The organism is Methylophaga sp. F7, assembly GCF_056863975.1.
The window spans coordinates 2,504,413-2,520,131 of the sequence record NZ_CM166511.1 but is presented as its reverse complement, the minus strand read 5'-3'; the positions used below and the strand labels follow the sequence as shown (position 1 = coordinate 2,520,131).

Genomic DNA, 15,719 nt, shown 5'->3' with positions numbered 1-15,719 from the left:
CGGGGGAGAGTGGAAATCGATTTGTGCTCATAACCAGAATATTACCTGCGGTAAGTTAATGCCCTACCTTTTTTACCATAAGTCTTTATTGGATGTGTTGTCGTGATAATTTCAAATAGCGATGTATAAATAAATACAGAGCATTTTTAATTGAAAGATTGTCATCTGCACTATTAATCCCCACTTAATCCTTCTGAGTTACAGTTTCAACGCAAATGCCTTCCGGAGTTATGAATGAAGAAAATTATCGTCACTATAGTGTTATTGGTTATCGGATTTGGCAGTTATTTTGCCCTGGCAGAACAACAGGAACCTGAGGTCATCAGCTACATCAAACAGCAGGGAGTGACCATCATTGACAGTTTTGAAACCCCTGCAGGATTGACTGGGTATGCCGCCAGTGTAGAAGGGCAGCCGCTGAGTATTTATCTGACAGAAGATAAAAAATATGCGGTGATTGGAAACCTGATTAACGCTCAAGGAGACGATTTGGGTCAGGAAGCACTTTATGAACTGGTCAGTGCTCCTCAGAATGAAAAGATTTGGCAGCAACTCGACACGGCTAAGTGGGTATTGGATGGTGATAAAGATGCAAAACGAATTATTTATACCTTTACCGATCCCTATTGCCCGTATTGCCAGAAATTACGTGAAATCGCTGATCCTTACATTGCCAAGGGTGAGGTGCAGTTGCGCCACATTATGGTGGGAATTCTGCAGGAGGACAGTATCAAAAAAGCGGCTGCTATTTTAGGGGCTGATTCACCTGAAAAGGCTTTGCAACAACATATCCAACCTGCCGATAACCCTACAGAAAATATAAATGAAGAGGCGTTAGCAAACGGATCATTGCTGGTAGAGGAAAATAACCTGCTGATGGAACAGCTTGGGTTTATGGCAACACCGACCAGCATTTACAAGGATGAAAAAGGTCATGTGCGGCTGATTGAAGGTATGCCGATGCGTGATGATATCGACAAGCTGTTTGAACAGTGATGTCGATTAATCTCGGACCCTTCGCTTTACCTCTCGAGCCGTTATTGTTATTTGGCTGTGCTCTTTTGGGGATATTGGTGGCATCTGTTCTGGCCAGAAAAAAGCAGGCTCGGTCACCGATCCATTATTGATGATGCTGTTATTCGGTCTGGTTATCGGACGCATCGTGTTTGTCATTAAATTTGCCGATCAATACGACTCTTTCTGGCAGATGCTCGATTTTCGCGATCGTGGGGTGGACTGGGTGTCCGGCACGATAGCAATGGCACTGTTTCTGTTATGGCAAATCAAACGCCTGCCACAGCAACGTGTTGCCTTGTTCGGTGGAGCCTTATCGATTTTGCTGTTTTTTTCGCTAACGTCCTTATTAATGAATGCAGGTCGGGAACAGGTTTCAATACCCGATATTGCCTTAGAGCAATTGGACGGCGAGCAGATTTCACTGGTTCAAGTGGCTGAAAATAACATTACCGTGGTGAATTTATGGGCAAGTTGGTGCCCACCTTGTCAACGTGAAATGCCTGCCTTTGAAAAGTCAGCACAACAGTATCCTGATATTCGTTTTGTCATGCTCAATCAACAAGAGTCAGCTGTAAAAGTGAATGACTTTCTGGCTGAGAATAAGCTGACATTTGAACACGTGCTGCTTGATAAAACCGGCAAAGTTGCCGATAAATTTGATGCCTATGGCTTGCCGGTGACGCTGTATTTTGATCAACAGGGCTCCTTGGTTGAGAGCCATATGGGAGAAGTCTCCGCGGCATCGTTAAGCGCTACATTAGAACGGCTTTCACAGTAATCAGCAAGCAATGAATATCTTGTTTAATTAACGGTCTTAGGGGAGTTTTTATGGATCTGCAACTGAAAAATAAAACGGCTTTTATAAGTGGCAGCACGGCGGGCATTGGTTTTTCCATTGCCAAATCACTGGCCGATGAAGGAGCGAATGTTATCGTCAATGGGCGTTCTGAAGCTTCAGTTAAACAGGCTATTGAATCCCTTAAATCGACAGCTAAAGGCAACGTAGATGGATTTGCAGGGGATCTTTCGATAGCGGCTGAAGCCGAGAAACTGACAAAGCAGTTCCCCGAAGTCGATATTCTGATTAATAATCTGGGTATCTTCGAGCCAGTGCCGTTTGAAGAGATAGCGGATGAAGACTGGCGACGTTTTTTTGATGTAAATGTGCTCAGTGGCGTGCGTTTGACGCGAGCCTATCTGCCAGCGATGAAACAACAAAACTGGGGTCGGGTGATTTTCATCTCCAGTGAAAGCGGGGTGCAGATCCCCCATGAGATGATTCATTACGGCATGACCAAGGCGGCTCAGATTGCTATTGCTCGTGGTCTGGCTGAGCAGGTTGCCGGTACCAATATTACGGTCAATTCAGTCTTGCCAGGCCCAACCAGCTCAAGAGGTGTTGAAACTTTCGTCAGTGATCTGGCAGAAAAAGAAGGCCAAAGCATCGAAGCGTTTGAAAAAGACTTTTTTGAACACGTCAGACCAACTTCTTTGATCAAGCGTTTTGCCACCACCGATGAAGTTGCCTCAATGGTCTGTTATCTCTCCAGCCCATTAGCCTCAGCCACAACCGGTGCGGCAGTTAGAGTGGATGGCGGGGTTATCAAAAGCGCTTTTTAAAAATTTATCCGATTTCTCACAGTTTCAAAATCCAGCCCTAGAAATATTTTTGAATTTTATTCTTTAACAAGAGATTTTTATGACAGCATTGTTTACTGAGTTTTCACTGAAAGATATAACGTTACGCAATCGTATTGCGGTTCCACCGATGTGCCAATACAGTGCCGATGACGGCCATACCAATGATTGGCATCTGGCGCATTACACTCAATTAGCACGTGGTGGTGCGGGTCTGGTAATTGTTGAAGCTACGGCAGTCAGCCCTGAAGGAAGAATTACTCCAGGATGTACTGGCATATGGAATGACGAGCAGGCTGAAGGCATGGCAAAAATTGCTTCGGCTATTAAAAAAGCCGGTGCCTGTGCCGGGATTCAGATTGCACATGCTGGTCGTAAAGCCAGCGCCAACCGTCCTTGGGAAGGCGATGATCATCTTGCTGACAGTGATCCACAAAGTTGGCAAACCATAGCGCCTTCTGCTGTGGCATTTGGTGCTAATTTGCCGAAAGTACCTCAGGCTATGACGCTGGAAGATATAGAACGGGTTAAAGCTGACTTTGTCGCTGCTGCCAAACGTGCCAAAAAAGCCGGATTTGAATGGCTGGAACTGCATTTTGCTCATGGCTATCTGGCACAAAGCTTTTTTCAATCCATTCTAATAAACGTGATGATCAATACGGTGGCGATTTGGCTGGTCGTAGCCGATTTTTACTGGAAACTTTACAAGCCGTGCGCGAAGTCTGGCCGGAAAATCTGCCCTTAACAGCCCGCTTTGGAGTGATTGAATATGATGGTCGTGATGAAGAAACATTAAGTGAGTCGATTCATCTGACCCGGCAATTCAAACAATCCGGTCTGGATATGCTTAGCGTCAGCATGGGGTTTTCAACTCCCGATGCGGATATTCCGTGGGGACCAGCTTTATTAGCACCGATTGCTGAACGTGTGCGTCGTGAAGCTGACATTCCAGTTGCTTCTGCCTGGGGAATTGATGAACCTAACACGGTGAACCAGGTTATTGCTGATCAACAAATGGATTTGGTCATGGTGGGACGTGCGCATTTAGCTAATCCTCACTGGCCGTACCATGCAGCTAAAACCTTAAAAATTAAAGATCCAGCCTGGGTGTTACCTGCACCTTATGCACATTGGTTATCGCGTTATCATGCTCCAGATAGTTAAACATTAAACAAGTGCCAGCAATGCAATGATCACTAAAATAGGAAATACCCAAATTCAGCCTCACCATAAAGGCAGTTGCCATTGTGGTGAAGTTGAGTTTGTCGTGCATTTGCCAAACGGAATAAATGATCCTCGTCGCTGTGATTGTTCCATGTGCCGGAGAAAGGGCGCCATTGCGGCTTATGTTCCGCTTGCTAACCTGAAAATCACCAAAGGCGCCGATAAGCTTACTCTCTATCAGTTCAATACCATCACTGCTAAGCATTATTTTTGTTCAGTTTGTGGGATTTATACGCATCATCAAACCAGAGCGAATCCTGAACTCTATGGCTTTAATCTGGCCTGTCTGGAAGGTGTAAACCCTTTTGATTTAGGTGAGGTGAGAGTGAATGATGGAATCAATCACATTTCGGATCAGCAGACTGAATTAAAGCCTTAAGAAAATTGTTTTGCCAAAGTGGCTAGCTAAGCGTAATTTGCTGCTACTTAATTTACTCTCTCCACTAATCAGGATTTATCTTGTTAAGCTACCGCCACTCATTTCATGCCGGCAATTTTGCCGATGTGCTTAAACATATTGTGCTGATTGAGATTTTGCAGCATCTGGCTAAAAAAGATAAAGCCTTTGATTACATAGACACCCATGCTGGTGCGGGACTTTATCATCTGGCTTCGGCTCATGCAGAAAAACTGCAGGAATATCAAAATGGTATTGCTAAATTAAACCGTTCTGACTGGCCGGAACTGGCTGCATATTTTGCTGTAATTGACGCAGTTAATACTGGAAAACCGCTGGAATATTATCCGGGTTCCCCATTTATTGCCATGCACTGTATGCGGCGTCAGGATCGAGCCTGGTTATATGAGTTACATCCGGATGATGCGGGTCTGTTACTGCAAAATACCCAGAAGGTTAAGCGGGTTCGGGTTATGCGTGAGGATGGTTTAAAAGGCCTATTGTCGTTATTACCGCCTGTATCAAGACGTGGACTGGTGTTGATTGATCCATCTTACGAAATCAAATCAGATTATGATTTAGTGTTTCAGACCGTTGAAAAAGCCTATGCCAAATTTCCTACCGGTACTTATGCCATCTGGTATCCGGTAGTGGAACGCAGCAGAATTAGCCGATTGGAAAAACACTTTATCAAGAGTGGCATCAAAAATATTCAACGTTTCGAGCTGGCCATTACCGCGGATTCAGCTGAACGCGGTATGACTTCATCGGGCATGATAGTCATTAATCCGCCCTGGCAACTAATCGATACCATGAGCCAGTTACTGCCTAAATTGGTTAATGCATTAGCGGTTGATAGTGGGGCTTTTTATAAAAGTGAAGTATTGGTAGCCCAATAAGTTATAGCCGCTGACCAGGCTGACATAATCTGCATTAAAGTCATAAGTCATCATCTCATGCCATGATAGCGCCGAATTTCGTCTTACGGATGTGGAGTTATTATGAGCAATCCGGTCATTTACAGAAAACCCCATGGCAAAACGTTCAGTTATTGTTATGCCAATGGCAAAACTGTTAAAAATGCTGCTTTAAAACGTTGGATAAAAAGTCTGGCCATTCCGCCGGCATGGCGGGAAGTGGAAATCCAGCAGGATCGTGATGCCAAGGTACTGGTGACCGGCCGGGATAAAGAAGGTCGCAAACAATATATCTACAACCCGGACTGGGTTGAAACTGCCAGTGAGCAAAAATTCAAACGCATTTTACGTTTTGCTGAACAGCTGGAAACCATGCGGCGGGTAACCGGCCAACATATTCAACGAAGACCAATTGATCAGACCTCTGTTTTAGCCTGCATGACACGTATGTTGGATGACGCTTTTTTCGTCCCGGCAGTGCCAGCTATACCCGACAGAATCAGACATACGGTTTGACGACGTTACGGGCCAAGCATATGACCATTAAGGATGATCGTGTGGAGTTCGACTATGAAGGTAAAAGTCATCAGCAGCAGTTTCGCACAGTGACTGATGAACAGGTACGTGAGGTGCTGATAGCGCTGGAGAATATGTCCGGTTATGAATTATTTGATATTACCCTGCCCGATAAAAGCCGTAAAAAAATAACGGCACAGGATTTGAACCAGTACATCTCCGATGTGATGGGGGAGGATTTTAGTGCCAAGGATTTTCGTACCTGGGCAGGAACAGTTTTGATGGCAGTAGCTCTGGATAAATTGGGGCCAGCTGACAATGAAAAGCTCAGCAAAAGTAATATTGTCGAAGCAGTGAAAAACGTTGCTGAGAGGCTTGGCAATACACCTGCCGTATGTCGCAGTAATTACATCCATCCGCAAGTGATTTTGCAGTATGAGAGTGGTCGTACACTGGATTATTTTCGCCGTCAGTTCAAACGCTATCGAGGCAAATATCTCAGCCTGGATGAAAAAGCCACGATGAAGCTGTTAACAGTGTTGATTAAACATTAAAACCGCTAAGCCAGTCGATTATAAATACTGTTTATAGACTTCGGCTCGCTGTGTATTTTGTCAGAATTACTGCTAACATCCTCTGAGTTCTGTCGAAGAACTATTAAACGTTTTATACCTATAATCAATAATTTAACTATTAATTCAGTCTAAGGAGAGAGAGCAATGGAAAACTTTTTTATAGCGTGGCAACCACGTGTGTTGAGCATCTTACGCATCGTCACAGCTTTTATGTTTATGCAGCATGGTGGTCAAAAGTTATTTGGTTACCCAGCCCCACAGCGGAATGAGTTTGATTTATTTACCCTGTCCGGTGTGGCCGGCGTGCTTGAACTTGTCGGTGGTTTTTTAATCCTTATTGGCTTGTTCACCAGACCGGTAGCCTTTATTTTGTCAGGCCAGATGGCGGTAGCGTATTTTATCGCTCATGCCCCTCAGGGATTTTGGCCTTTATTAAATAATGGTGAATTAGCCGCTTTGTTCAGCTTTATCTTTTTATATCTGTTTGTTGCGGGTGGCGGTGCATGGAGTGTTGATAATCTCGTCAAGCGTAACCCTTAACATCCATTATTATCGCGATAACAACATTTTCACATTCATCGGCTTGAAAAGCCGATGGTTGTGAAGATGGCTATGTAGAAAATGCATGTCTGAACTGGATGAAATAATTTGGCAAGTGGTTGCTGCCATCCCCATAGGCAAAGTGATGACCTATGGACAGATAGCCAAACAATGCGGTTATCCTGGTTATGCGCGCTATGTGGGCAGTAGCTTAAAAAAATTACCAGAGGATTCCTCTTTACCATGGCACCGGGTAATCAATGCGCAAGGGGAAATTTCTTTTCCGCCGGACAGCGAAGCTTATCAGCAGCAGAAAGCTTTACTGCAATATGAAGGTGTTCAGTTTCAGGGAAAACGAATCAGATTATCGGTTTATGGTTGGAAATGATTAAGCGCCAAAGGAGCAGATAGATGAAGCCCTATATTTCAATGATTACACTGGGAGTTGATGATTTACACCGATCCATCAGGTTTTACCAGGACGGCATGGGGCTGCATACCGAAGGCATTATTGGGGAAGAGTTTGCCCAGGGTACGGTGGCATTTTTTGATTTGCAGCCAGGTTTGAAACTTGCTTTATGGCCGCGACAAAGTCTGGCGGCAGATGCCGGATTACCGTTAACTGCAACAGCGACAGCGATGAGTCTTGCTCACAATGTTCTTAATGAAACTGATGTGGATGCCATCATGCAGCAGGCATCTATGGCGGGTGCCACGATAGTAAAGTCCCCACGAAAAACATTTTGGGGTGGTTATGCCGGTTATTTTCAGGATCCGGATAGCCATTTATGGGAAATTGTATGGAATCCAGATTTTTTGCCTTAAAAAAAGCTATCCGAAGATAGCCTTTTTAATAATCTACTGCAGATTTGTTTTTACATATTCTGGAAAAGTGCCAGAGCAGCGGCATATTCTTCACTGTTTTCATCCAGTTCAACCACACTGATACCCGTATCAATATTCAGTTTACGGAAAGCGAGAACCTTGTCGCGCGTGTTGGGATCCAAAGCTTTGCTGGTATTAAAGTAGCTTTGTAAATTGGCTACCTGAACTACGTCAGTCAGATCGGGGCCGTTTTGACTATTACGATTAAGGTTTGCATGTTCAGCGGCGACGGTTATCAGATTTTCCGGAAAATCCCAGCTGCGCAAAATAGCTTCGCCGATTTTTGGATAAAGGTTGTCAATGAGTGTGTCCAGACGACGGGTATCTTCCAACAACTCAGGAGTGTCGGCGGCTTTCATCAGAATAGGCAGCGCACCTATCTCATGTATTAACCCCGCCAGCATTGCTTCATCGTTCGCAATATTAGGCTGCTTGGAAGCAATGACCTGACTTGCGGCAGCGACCTCGATACTATGTTGCCAGAGGTCTCTCATACGTTTTTCCAGCTTTTTATTGGTCGGACGGAACATCTGTTCCATCACCAGACTGGTCACCAGGTTACGAACCATCGGAATACCCAGTCGAGAGACCGCCGTCTGCACCGATTCGACCTCAACCCTGCCTCTATATAGAGGACTGTTGGCGACTTTTATCAAACGGGTTGATAAGGCCGCATCGGTCGTAATGACCTCAGCAAGCTGCGCTGCAGAGACATCCGGATTGTTGGCAACTTCACGAACCTTGAGGGCAACCTCAGGCAATGTGGGCAGTACCAGTTTTCCTTTTTGGAGATCATTAATGATCGTCGTGTACAATTGGTCTTGTTGACTCATATTAATCCACTATATTAAATCAATTTGAAGTGTGAATGATTTTCAGTTATTTTGCTTGGTTTGCCAACCGTTTTAGCTAATAGCAGGTGCTCAGTTGAACGACGAATTTCCCAGAATCAAGCGTCTTCCGCCATACGTTTTCAACATTGTAAATGATTTGAAGGCAAAAGCGCGTGCGCGCGGCGAAGATATTATCGACTTTGGCATGGGGAATCCGGATAAACCGGCACCAGCGCACATTGTGGAAAAACTCGTCGAAGCGGCACAGCGTCCTGATACCCACCGATATTCTGTTTCCAGAGGTATTCCACGTCTGCGAAAAGCGATTTGTGACTGGTATCAGCGTAAATATGATGTGACATTGGATCCTGACTCAGAAACGATAGTCACTATTGGTTCAAAAGAGGGCCTGGCGCATTTGGCGCTGGCAACGGTGGGCCCGGGCGATGCGGTTTTAGTGCCAAACCCGGCTTATCCGATTCATCCTTATGGTTTTGTGATTGCCGGTGCGGATATTCGTCATGTACCGCTAACCCCGGACGTTGATTTTTTTGCCGAGCTGGAAAAGTCGGTTAAAGATTCATGGCCAAAACCTAAAATGCTGGTGTTGAATTTCCCAGGCAATCCAACCACCCAGTGCGTTGATCTGGATTTCTTCCAGCGGGTTGTTGATTTTGCCAAAGAGCATCAGATTTGGGTTATTCATGATTTGGCGTATGGTGAGATCACCTTTGATGGTTATAAAGCACCGTCAATTTTGCAAATCCCTGGCGCAAAAGACGTTGCGGTTGAGTTTTATACCTTATCCAAAACCTACAATATGCCAGGCTGGCGCGTAGGTTTTATGTCAGGCAATCCGACATTGGTTGCGGCATTGGCCCGAATGAAATCCTATCTGGATTACGGCATGTTTACCCCGATTCAGGTAGCCGCCATTACGGCTCTGGATGGTCCACAGGAATGTGTGGCAGAAATTGTCGAAACCTATAAACAACGTCGTGACGTGTTGTGTGACGGGCTAAATGCGATTGGCTGGCCAGTGGAAAAACCCAAAGCGACCATGTTTGTCTGGGCCAGAATTCCTGAGCAATTCCGTGAAATGGGTTCGCTGGAGTTCAGTAAGAAATTGCTTAAAGAAGCTAAAGTAGCTGTATCGCCAGGCATCGGTTTTGGTGAATATGGCGATGACTATGTGCGTTTCGGACTGATTGAGAATCAGCACCGTACCCGGCAGGCAATCCGTGGTATCCGTGACATGATGAAAAAAGGGTAGGGGGCAAAAGTGCAATCAGTCAAAATTGGTATTCTTGGCTTAGGCACTGTTGGTAGTGGTACTGTCAGTGTTTTAAAGCGAAACTCAAAAGAAATAAGCCGCCGTGCAGGCCGTGGAATTGAAATTTTGCGCGCCGCGGATAAAAATCTGGATTCAGCTAAAAGCTGTGATTTGAACGGCATTGATTTAACGGATGATGCGTTTTCAGTGGTCAATGACCCGGAAATTCAAATCATTGTTGAGTTAATTGGTGGTACCGGTATCGCCCGAGATTTAGTGATGCAGGCAATTGAAAACGGTAAACACGTCGTCACTGCCAACAAAGCCTTAATCGCAATGCATGGCAACGAATTATTTGCCAAGGCGCAGGAAAAAGGCGTCACGATTGCTTTTGAAGCCGCCGTTGCTGGTGGCATCCCGATTATCAAGGCTATCCGTGAAGGTCTGGCCGCTAATCGTATTGAGTGGCTGGCAGGCATTATTAACGGAACTGGTAACTTTATCCTGACGGAAATGCGTGATAAAGGCCGTAACTTTGCCGATGTTCTGGCTGAAGCTCAGGCTTTGGGCTATGCCGAAGCCGATCCGACATTTGATGTGGAAGGCATTGATGCAGCACACAAGCTGACCATCATGGCGTCGATTGCATTTGGTATTCCTTTACAGTTTTATAAAGCCTATACCGAAGGCATCAGCAAAATTTCCCAGGAAGATGTGCAGTACGCAGAAGAATTGGGATACCACATCAAACATTTGGGGATTGCCCGGAAAACACCTCAAGGTGTTGAACTACGAGTTCATCCGACATTAATTCCAAAACGTCGTCTGATTGCCAACGTCAATGGGGTAATGAATGCCATCGTCGTGAAAGGCGATGCAGTTGGGCCAACCTTGTATTATGGTGCTGGAGCAGGAGCTGAACCGACTGCTTCTGCGGTAGTAGCCGATATTGTTGATATTGTTCGTGCGCTGACTACTGACCCGGAAAATCGGGTGCCACATCTGGCCTTCCAGCCTGATTCATTGAAAGATACACCGATTTTACCGATGTCTGAGGTCATTACCTCTTATTATTTGCGGATTAACACAGAAGATAAGCCGGGTGTGTTAGCCGACATTACTCGTATTTTCAGTGAGCAGGACATCAATATTGAAGCGATCCTGCAAAAACAACCGGAAGAAGAAGAGGGCACAGTGCCCATCATTATGCTGACCCAGCCGGTGGTTGAAAAAAATATGGATGAAGCGATTGCCCAAATCGAAGCATTGGATACTGTCAAACACGCGATCATGCGTATCCGCATGGAATCGCTGGGCTGAAAAAACGCCCGTTAAAGAATTAAAGAGGAACTACTTATGCCATTTCGTCCACGTTATACCGGCCTGATTGACCGTTATCGTGACCGTTTGCCGGTTAATGATGACACCAGACTGATCAGCCTTGGTGAAGGTAATACACCATTATTGAAATTGAACAATATCCCTAAGTTAATTGGCAAAGATGTTGATATCTACGTCAAATATGAGGGATTGAATCCGACGGGGTCTTTCAAAGATCGTGGTATGACCATGGCCGTGACCAAAGCTGTTGAAGAGGGTAGTAAAGCCATTATTTGTGCTTCTACCGGTAATACGTCAGCAGCAGCGGCTGCTTATGCTGCACGTGCTGGTATCACTGCTTTTGTTATTATTCCTGATGGCAAAATTGCCCAGGGTAAACTCGCTCAGGCTATGATGCATAACGCAGTGGTTATCCAAATCAAAGGAAACTTTGATGAGGGGATGCAACTGGTTAAAGACGTTGCAGAGCATGCTCCGGTCACCATTGTAAATTCAATTAATCCTTATCGTTTGCAAGGTCAGAAAACTGCTGCGTTTGAGATCATTGAAGAGTTAGGTCGTGCTCCGGATTATCACTGCCTGCCAGTCGGTAACGCCGGTAATATCACCGCCCATTGGATTGGCTACTGTGAGTATTCATCAGCCAGTGGCGATCATGTCACTGAAGCCTGCGCTTACTGTCATGGCAATTGTAAATATGCAGGTGGCGCGATTGTCGGTAATCGTCCGAAAATGGTAGGGTATCAAGCTAATGGCAGTGCGCCGTTTATGCGGGGTGCGATGGTAGATGATCCTGAAACTGTGGCTACTGCGATTCGTATTGGTCATCCGCAAAGCTGGGATATGGCCTGGAAAGTGAAAGAAGAATCACAGGGCTGGTTTGATGAATGCTCTGATGACGAAATCTTGGCTGCCCAGAAATTACTGGCCGAAAAGGAAGGTATTTTCTGCGAACCGGCTTCCGCAACTTCAGTCGCCGGCGCATTGCGTGATATTCAATCTGGCAAGATTCCTGAAGGCAGTACCGTTGTTTGTACGTTGACAGGTCACGGTCTGAAAGACCCGGACATTGCTATCAAACAAAGTAGTTCACCAGTCATTACTGTAAATGCTACATTGGACTCAGTACGCGAGGCGATTATCAACAACTTGGCCAGATAAATATGACAGAAATGACGGCACCACAGGATCAAGAAAGGGCGGCAGCCAGAATGCCGCACGATATCTTTTTAACGAACCTGATTGCGAATCATATCCTGTTGTTCACGGCGATTGCTGCAACAGGGAAGAGTTATTTTGAGTTTATCGTATTGGTGCCGTTGTTATCATTTTCGTTTGTTGGGTATACCTTTATTCGCTCCAGCAGAATCAAACGTGAAGACAGTGAGTTTGTCTATATTCACTGGCAAATCGCCCGCCGCTGGAGTTTCTTCTTTGCCATAGTGTTATCCGTCGTGGTGACTGTGGCAATATTAGGCTGGTTAAGTTACACCTACTTAGGACTGATGAAAGAAGCCGCTTTTGCCTTGGTAGGTGGACTAAGCTTTTTACCGACCCTGGTCAGTGTTTTGATATTGATCGTGATTGAAATGGAATCACTGCATCATGCCAGAGTGGGCACCTTACCAGAGTGGGCAAAACGGCGATTTCAAGGAGTTTAAGCTATCCTTGTGTTACTCGGATTTCCGCTGAACCACCGAGTGGATCACCAGCTGATTTTCAAAATACACATCAAACTGTGGATATTGCCAGCGAGTAATTGCCGGTGTGCCTTTTGGCGCGTATTTCTGCTCTGCTATCCCATATTTTTGTTCAACCTGTTGCATTGTCATGCCCCGAGTAGGACGCAAGATACCTGACTCACTGTTAGGCGTTTTATAAGTCGGTTCGGCAATTGATAAAGTGTCCGCCTGTATTGGCAAGACCATAAATAAAGACAATCCAGTTGCCAGGAGATGGCGTTTCAACATGATGGTAGCTCCCTTAACGACCTGCGCCAGCATATTATTGCGGCAAAAATAATTCAATTAAACTGTTTAAATACCGTTGACCCAACTCGGTAGGTCTAATCCACTTAACCGAATAATCAATCAATCCGCGTTCCTCGGCTTCAGCTAATGGTTTTTTAATGGTCGCCAGCGGTACACCACACTGCTGCATAAATAACGATGTTGCAAAACCGTCCGTTAAACGTAAGGCATTAAGCATAAACTCAAAACCGATTTCATTAATGCCAACCGGTTCCTGTTTCATAACACGTTGTGCACTATTGACCTTGTCCAGGTAAGCTTGAGGCTGTTTTTGTTTAACCAGCCGCTCAATCGACTGCGTGGCGGCACTGGTTAATTTACTATGAGCCCCGGCCCCAATACCCAGATAATCACCAAACTGCCAGTAGTTGAGATTATGGCGGCTCTGACGACCATTTTTTGCATAGGCAGAGACTTCATATTGCAGATAACCGGCCTCGGCCAGACGTTGTTGATTAGCAATCTGCCAGTTATCAATCGGTTCGTCATCAGGTAATTGTGGGGGAGACTGATGAAACAACGTATTAGGTTCAATGGTGAGCTGATAATACGAAATATGTGTTGGTTCTAGGGCGATGGCTGTTTCTACATCTTTTCTGGCGAGTTCAGCCGTTTGTTTGGGCAAACCAAACATCAGATCCAGGTTGAAATTATCAAACCCCGCCTGGTGGGCAATTTCGGCTGCTCGAATGGCTTGCTTTCCATCATGAATCCGGCCTAATGCGGTTAATGAATCACCATCAAAGCTTTGTATGCCAATCGATAGCCGATTAATGCCAACCGCACGGTAGTCTGTAAAACGTGCTGCTTCAAAAGTACCTGGATTGGCTTCCAGGGTGATTTCTGCATCGGCACGGATAGGTAATAACGCACGTAAGGCAGAAAATAAACGGTCATATGCTTCTGCACTGAACAGGCTGGGGGTGCCACCACCAATAAAGATAGTCTGGATAGTGCGTCCCCAGACCAACGGCAGATCCTGTTCGAGATCCCGGATCAGTGCATCGATATAGGCCTGTTCAGGGATCTCATCACCGGCCTGATGTGAATTAAAGTCACAATAGGGGCATTTGCGTACGCACCATGGCACATGGATATACAGGCTTAATGGTGGCAGAGCAGTAAAATTAAACATGGTTGTACCAGTTTGGAAGGGGTTAAATATCAACAACCGTCAGGGTTGATGGCGGGTATATTTAAATTCTTCCATAAATTGACGCATGGCTTTGCCGCGATGGCTGATTGCATGCTTTTGTTCAGGCGAGAGCTCGGCCGCTGTACAGTCTGTTTCAGACACCCAAAACACTGGATCATAACCAAATCCTTCATCGCCGAGCGGTGATTGCAGGATTTGTCCCTGCCAGCTGCCCTGACAAATCAGTGGGGTCGGATCTTCTGCATGACGCATAAATACCACTACACATTGAAATCGGGCTGTACGTTCTGTTTCCGGAACGTCTTTCATCGCTTCCAGCAGGGCCTCAATATTGTCAGTATCGGAGGCATCCGGTCCGGCATAACGTGAAGAATAAATTCCCGGTGCACCATGCAAAGCATCGACTTCAATGCCTGAATCATCAGCTATTGCTGGTAAACCAGTGAATAAAGCGGCATTGCGGGCTTTGATAATGGCATTTTCCACGAAGCTGAGACCGGTTTCCTCAGCCTCAGCAACATTCAGATCAGATTGCGCAATAAGCTCCAGACCAAGTGGACTGAGGATCTGCGATAATTCACGCAGTTTTCCGATATTACCGCTGGCCAGAACGATTTTAGACATCAGTCTGCCAATGCCTCGCGTTGTTTGATCATCAATTGTTCAATCCCAATAGCAGCCAAATCCAGCATGGATTGTAATTCATCTGCTCTGAAGGCATGGCCTTCCGCAGTCCCCTGTAGTTCAATATATGCGCCTGCATCATTCATGACAACATTCATATCGGTTTCAGCCGTTGAATCTTCAGCATAATCCAGATCCAGTACGGCTGTACCATTGTGAATCCCAACAGAAACAGAAGCGACCTGACCATGTAACGGGCTTTTTTTGATTTTACGTTTTTTAATCAGATAATCGATCGCATCCTGCAGCGCTACAAAGGCGCCGGTGATGGAGGCCGTGCGAGTGCCGCCATCGGCCTGAATAACATCACAATCAATGGTAATCGTGCGTTCACCCAGCGCCTTTAGATCAATTGCTGCCCGTAAAGAACGACCGATTAAACGCTGGATTTCCATGGTACGGCCACCTTGTTTACCGCGGCTGGATTCACGTTGCATACGTGAGCCGGTAGAGCGTGGCAGCATGCCATATTCGGCCGTGATCCAGCCTTCGCCCATCCCCCGTAAAAAGGGTGGAATACGCTCTTCAACAGAAGCAGTACATAGCACTTTTGTGTCACCAAACTCGACCAGTACGGAGCCTTCCGCATGTTTTGTGTAATTGCGGGTGATGGTGATCTCACGAAGTTGATCAGGTTGTCGGCCACTTGGACGCATCTGTTCTATCCTTTACTAAAAATACGATGATTATACT

The 15,719-nt window shown here is 45.7% G+C and carries 19 protein-coding genes and 1 pseudogene; 15 read left to right on the top strand and 5 right to left on the bottom strand.

What is annotated here, in order from left to right; genetic code table 11:
• Positions 1-234: 234 nt before the first annotated feature.
• From dsbG to AC08OG_RS12605, 11 genes and pseudogenes are all read left to right on the top strand, one after another.
• Positions 235-996: a thiol:disulfide interchange protein DsbG gene (gene dsbG, locus AC08OG_RS12655; RefSeq protein WP_482929671.1), complete on the top strand. Its 762-nt coding sequence runs from the start codon at positions 235-237 to the stop codon at positions 994-996.
• 130 nt (positions 997-1,126) lie between these two features.
• Positions 1,127-1,795 (top strand): TlpA family protein disulfide reductase, encoded by a 669-nt coding sequence (locus AC08OG_RS12650; protein ID WP_482929670.1) that lies wholly within the window; start codon positions 1,127-1,129, stop codon positions 1,793-1,795.
• Positions 1,796-1,845: 50 nt separating this feature from the next.
• Positions 1,846-2,637 (top strand): SDR family NAD(P)-dependent oxidoreductase, encoded by a 792-nt coding sequence (locus AC08OG_RS12645; RefSeq protein WP_292353552.1) that lies wholly within the window; start codon positions 1,846-1,848, stop codon positions 2,635-2,637.
• A gap of 79 nt (positions 2,638-2,716) precedes the next feature.
• Positions 2,717-3,819, top strand: a pseudogene (locus AC08OG_RS12640) (NADH:flavin oxidoreductase/NADH oxidase).
• Positions 3,820-3,844: 25 nt separating this feature from the next.
• Entirely contained in the window at positions 3,845-4,258 is a 414-nt protein-coding gene (locus tag AC08OG_RS12635; protein WP_482929669.1) for a GFA family protein, read from the top strand.
• 80 nt (positions 4,259-4,338) lie between these two features.
• Positions 4,339-5,175: a 23S rRNA (adenine(2030)-N(6))-methyltransferase RlmJ gene (locus AC08OG_RS12630; protein ID WP_482929668.1), complete on the top strand. Its 837-nt coding sequence runs from the start codon at positions 4,339-4,341 to the stop codon at positions 5,173-5,175.
• A gap of 102 nt (positions 5,176-5,277) precedes the next feature.
• Complete coding sequence (locus tag AC08OG_RS12625) at positions 5,278-5,709, top strand: hypothetical protein (RefSeq protein ID WP_482929667.1); 432 nt, start codon at positions 5,278-5,280, stop codon at positions 5,707-5,709.
• A complete protein-coding gene (locus tag AC08OG_RS12620) occupies positions 5,706-6,263 on the top strand; it encodes a hypothetical protein (protein ID WP_482929666.1) in 558 nt (185 codons plus the stop codon). The genes AC08OG_RS12625 and AC08OG_RS12620 overlap by 4 nt, the downstream gene beginning before the upstream one ends.
• Before the next feature lie 165 nt (positions 6,264-6,428).
• Entirely contained in the window at positions 6,429-6,824 is a 396-nt protein-coding gene (locus AC08OG_RS12615; RefSeq protein WP_482929665.1) for a DoxX family protein, read from the top strand.
• An 85-nt stretch (positions 6,825-6,909) separates the two neighbouring features.
• Positions 6,910-7,212: an MGMT family protein gene (locus AC08OG_RS12610; protein ID WP_292353558.1), complete on the top strand. Its 303-nt coding sequence runs from the start codon at positions 6,910-6,912 to the stop codon at positions 7,210-7,212.
• 23 nt (positions 7,213-7,235) lie between these two features.
• Positions 7,236-7,649 (top strand): VOC family protein, encoded by a 414-nt coding sequence (locus AC08OG_RS12605; RefSeq protein ID WP_482929664.1) that lies wholly within the window; start codon positions 7,236-7,238, stop codon positions 7,647-7,649.
• Between the two features lie 50 nt (positions 7,650-7,699).
• Here the strand turns inward: AC08OG_RS12605 and AC08OG_RS12600 are convergent, their stop codons facing one another.
• A complete protein-coding gene (locus AC08OG_RS12600; protein ID WP_292353560.1) occupies positions 7,700-8,542 on the bottom strand; it encodes an HDOD domain-containing protein in 843 nt (280 codons plus the stop codon).
• A 94-nt stretch (positions 8,543-8,636) separates the two neighbouring features.
• On the opposite strand from AC08OG_RS12600, the gene alaC reads away from it, so the two are divergent.
• Genes alaC through AC08OG_RS12580 form a run of 4 tightly spaced genes read left to right on the top strand, consistent with a single transcriptional unit; the run spans position 8,637 to position 12,817 of the window.
• Positions 8,637-9,815 carry an alanine transaminase gene (alaC, locus tag AC08OG_RS12595; protein WP_292353561.1) on the top strand — a complete coding sequence of 393 codons (1,179 nt, stop codon included), beginning with the start codon at positions 8,637-8,639 and terminating at the stop codon, positions 9,813-9,815.
• A gap of 9 nt (positions 9,816-9,824) precedes the next feature.
• A complete protein-coding gene (locus AC08OG_RS12590) occupies positions 9,825-11,135 on the top strand; it encodes a homoserine dehydrogenase (RefSeq protein ID WP_292400258.1) in 1,311 nt (436 codons plus the stop codon).
• A gap of 36 nt (positions 11,136-11,171) precedes the next feature.
• Positions 11,172-12,317: a threonine synthase gene (gene thrC, locus AC08OG_RS12585; RefSeq protein WP_292353563.1), complete on the top strand. Its 1,146-nt coding sequence runs from the start codon at positions 11,172-11,174 to the stop codon at positions 12,315-12,317.
• 2 nt (positions 12,318-12,319) lie between these two features.
• Positions 12,320-12,817, top strand: coding sequence for a hypothetical protein (locus tag AC08OG_RS12580; RefSeq protein WP_439504106.1), 498 nt, complete (start codon positions 12,320-12,322; stop codon positions 12,815-12,817).
• A 12-nt stretch (positions 12,818-12,829) separates the two neighbouring features.
• On the opposite strand, the gene AC08OG_RS12575 is transcribed toward AC08OG_RS12580, so the two are convergent.
• The 4 genes from AC08OG_RS12575 to rph are packed head-to-tail and all read right to left on the bottom strand — an operon-like array spanning position 12,830 to position 15,682.
• Positions 12,830-13,126 carry a hypothetical protein gene (locus tag AC08OG_RS12575; protein WP_292353565.1) on the bottom strand — a complete coding sequence of 99 codons (297 nt, stop codon included), beginning with the start codon at positions 13,124-13,126 and terminating at the stop codon, positions 12,830-12,832.
• Between the two features lie 34 nt (positions 13,127-13,160).
• Positions 13,161-14,321 carry a radical SAM family heme chaperone HemW gene (gene hemW / locus AC08OG_RS12570; RefSeq protein WP_482929663.1) on the bottom strand — a complete coding sequence of 387 codons (1,161 nt, stop codon included), beginning with the start codon at positions 14,319-14,321 and terminating at the stop codon, positions 13,161-13,163.
• 39 nt (positions 14,322-14,360) lie between these two features.
• Positions 14,361-14,966, bottom strand: a complete 606-nt coding sequence (gene rdgB, locus AC08OG_RS12565) for an RdgB/HAM1 family non-canonical purine NTP pyrophosphatase (protein WP_292400249.1) — start codon at positions 14,964-14,966, stop codon at positions 14,361-14,363.
• Positions 14,966-15,682: a ribonuclease PH gene (gene rph, locus AC08OG_RS12560; protein ID WP_292353568.1), complete on the bottom strand. Its 717-nt coding sequence runs from the start codon at positions 15,680-15,682 to the stop codon at positions 14,966-14,968. Before rph ends, rdgB begins: the two co-directional genes overlap by 1 nt.
• Positions 15,683-15,719 lie beyond the last annotated feature (37 nt).

Excerpts from the sequence above, each read along its gene's own strand:
- dsbG (WP_482929671.1), top strand. The coding sequence starts at position 235 with ATGAAGAAAATTATCGTCACTATAGTGTTATTGGTTATCGGATTTGGC.
- AC08OG_RS12650 (WP_482929670.1), top strand. The coding sequence starts at position 1,127 with ATGATGCTGTTATTCGGTCTGGTTATCGGACGCATCGTGTTTGTCATT.
- AC08OG_RS12645 (WP_292353552.1), top strand. The coding sequence starts at position 1,846 with ATGGATCTGCAACTGAAAAATAAAACGGCTTTTATAAGTGGCAGCACG.
- AC08OG_RS12635 (WP_482929669.1), top strand. The coding sequence starts at position 3,845 with ATGATCACTAAAATAGGAAATACCCAAATTCAGCCTCACCATAAAGGC.
- AC08OG_RS12625 (WP_482929667.1), top strand. The coding sequence starts at position 5,278 with ATGAGCAATCCGGTCATTTACAGAAAACCCCATGGCAAAACGTTCAGT.
- AC08OG_RS12615 (WP_482929665.1), top strand. The coding sequence starts at position 6,429 with ATGGAAAACTTTTTTATAGCGTGGCAACCACGTGTGTTGAGCATCTTA.
- AC08OG_RS12610 (WP_292353558.1), top strand. The coding sequence starts at position 6,910 with ATGTCTGAACTGGATGAAATAATTTGGCAAGTGGTTGCTGCCATCCCC.
- AC08OG_RS12605 (WP_482929664.1), top strand. The coding sequence starts at position 7,236 with ATGAAGCCCTATATTTCAATGATTACACTGGGAGTTGATGATTTACAC.
- AC08OG_RS12600 (WP_292353560.1), bottom strand. The coding sequence starts at position 8,542 with ATGAGTCAACAAGACCAATTGTACACGACGATCATTAATGATCTCCAA.
- thrC (WP_292353563.1), top strand. The coding sequence starts at position 11,172 with ATGCCATTTCGTCCACGTTATACCGGCCTGATTGACCGTTATCGTGAC.
- AC08OG_RS12580 (WP_439504106.1), top strand. The coding sequence starts at position 12,320 with ATGACAGAAATGACGGCACCACAGGATCAAGAAAGGGCGGCAGCCAGA.
- AC08OG_RS12575 (WP_292353565.1), bottom strand. The coding sequence starts at position 13,126 with ATGTTGAAACGCCATCTCCTGGCAACTGGATTGTCTTTATTTATGGTC.
- hemW (WP_482929663.1), bottom strand. The coding sequence starts at position 14,321 with ATGTTTAATTTTACTGCTCTGCCACCATTAAGCCTGTATATCCATGTG.
- rdgB (WP_292400249.1), bottom strand. The coding sequence starts at position 14,966 with ATGTCTAAAATCGTTCTGGCCAGCGGTAATATCGGAAAACTGCGTGAA.
- rph (WP_292353568.1), bottom strand. The coding sequence starts at position 15,682 with ATGCGTCCAAGTGGCCGACAACCTGATCAACTTCGTGAGATCACCATC.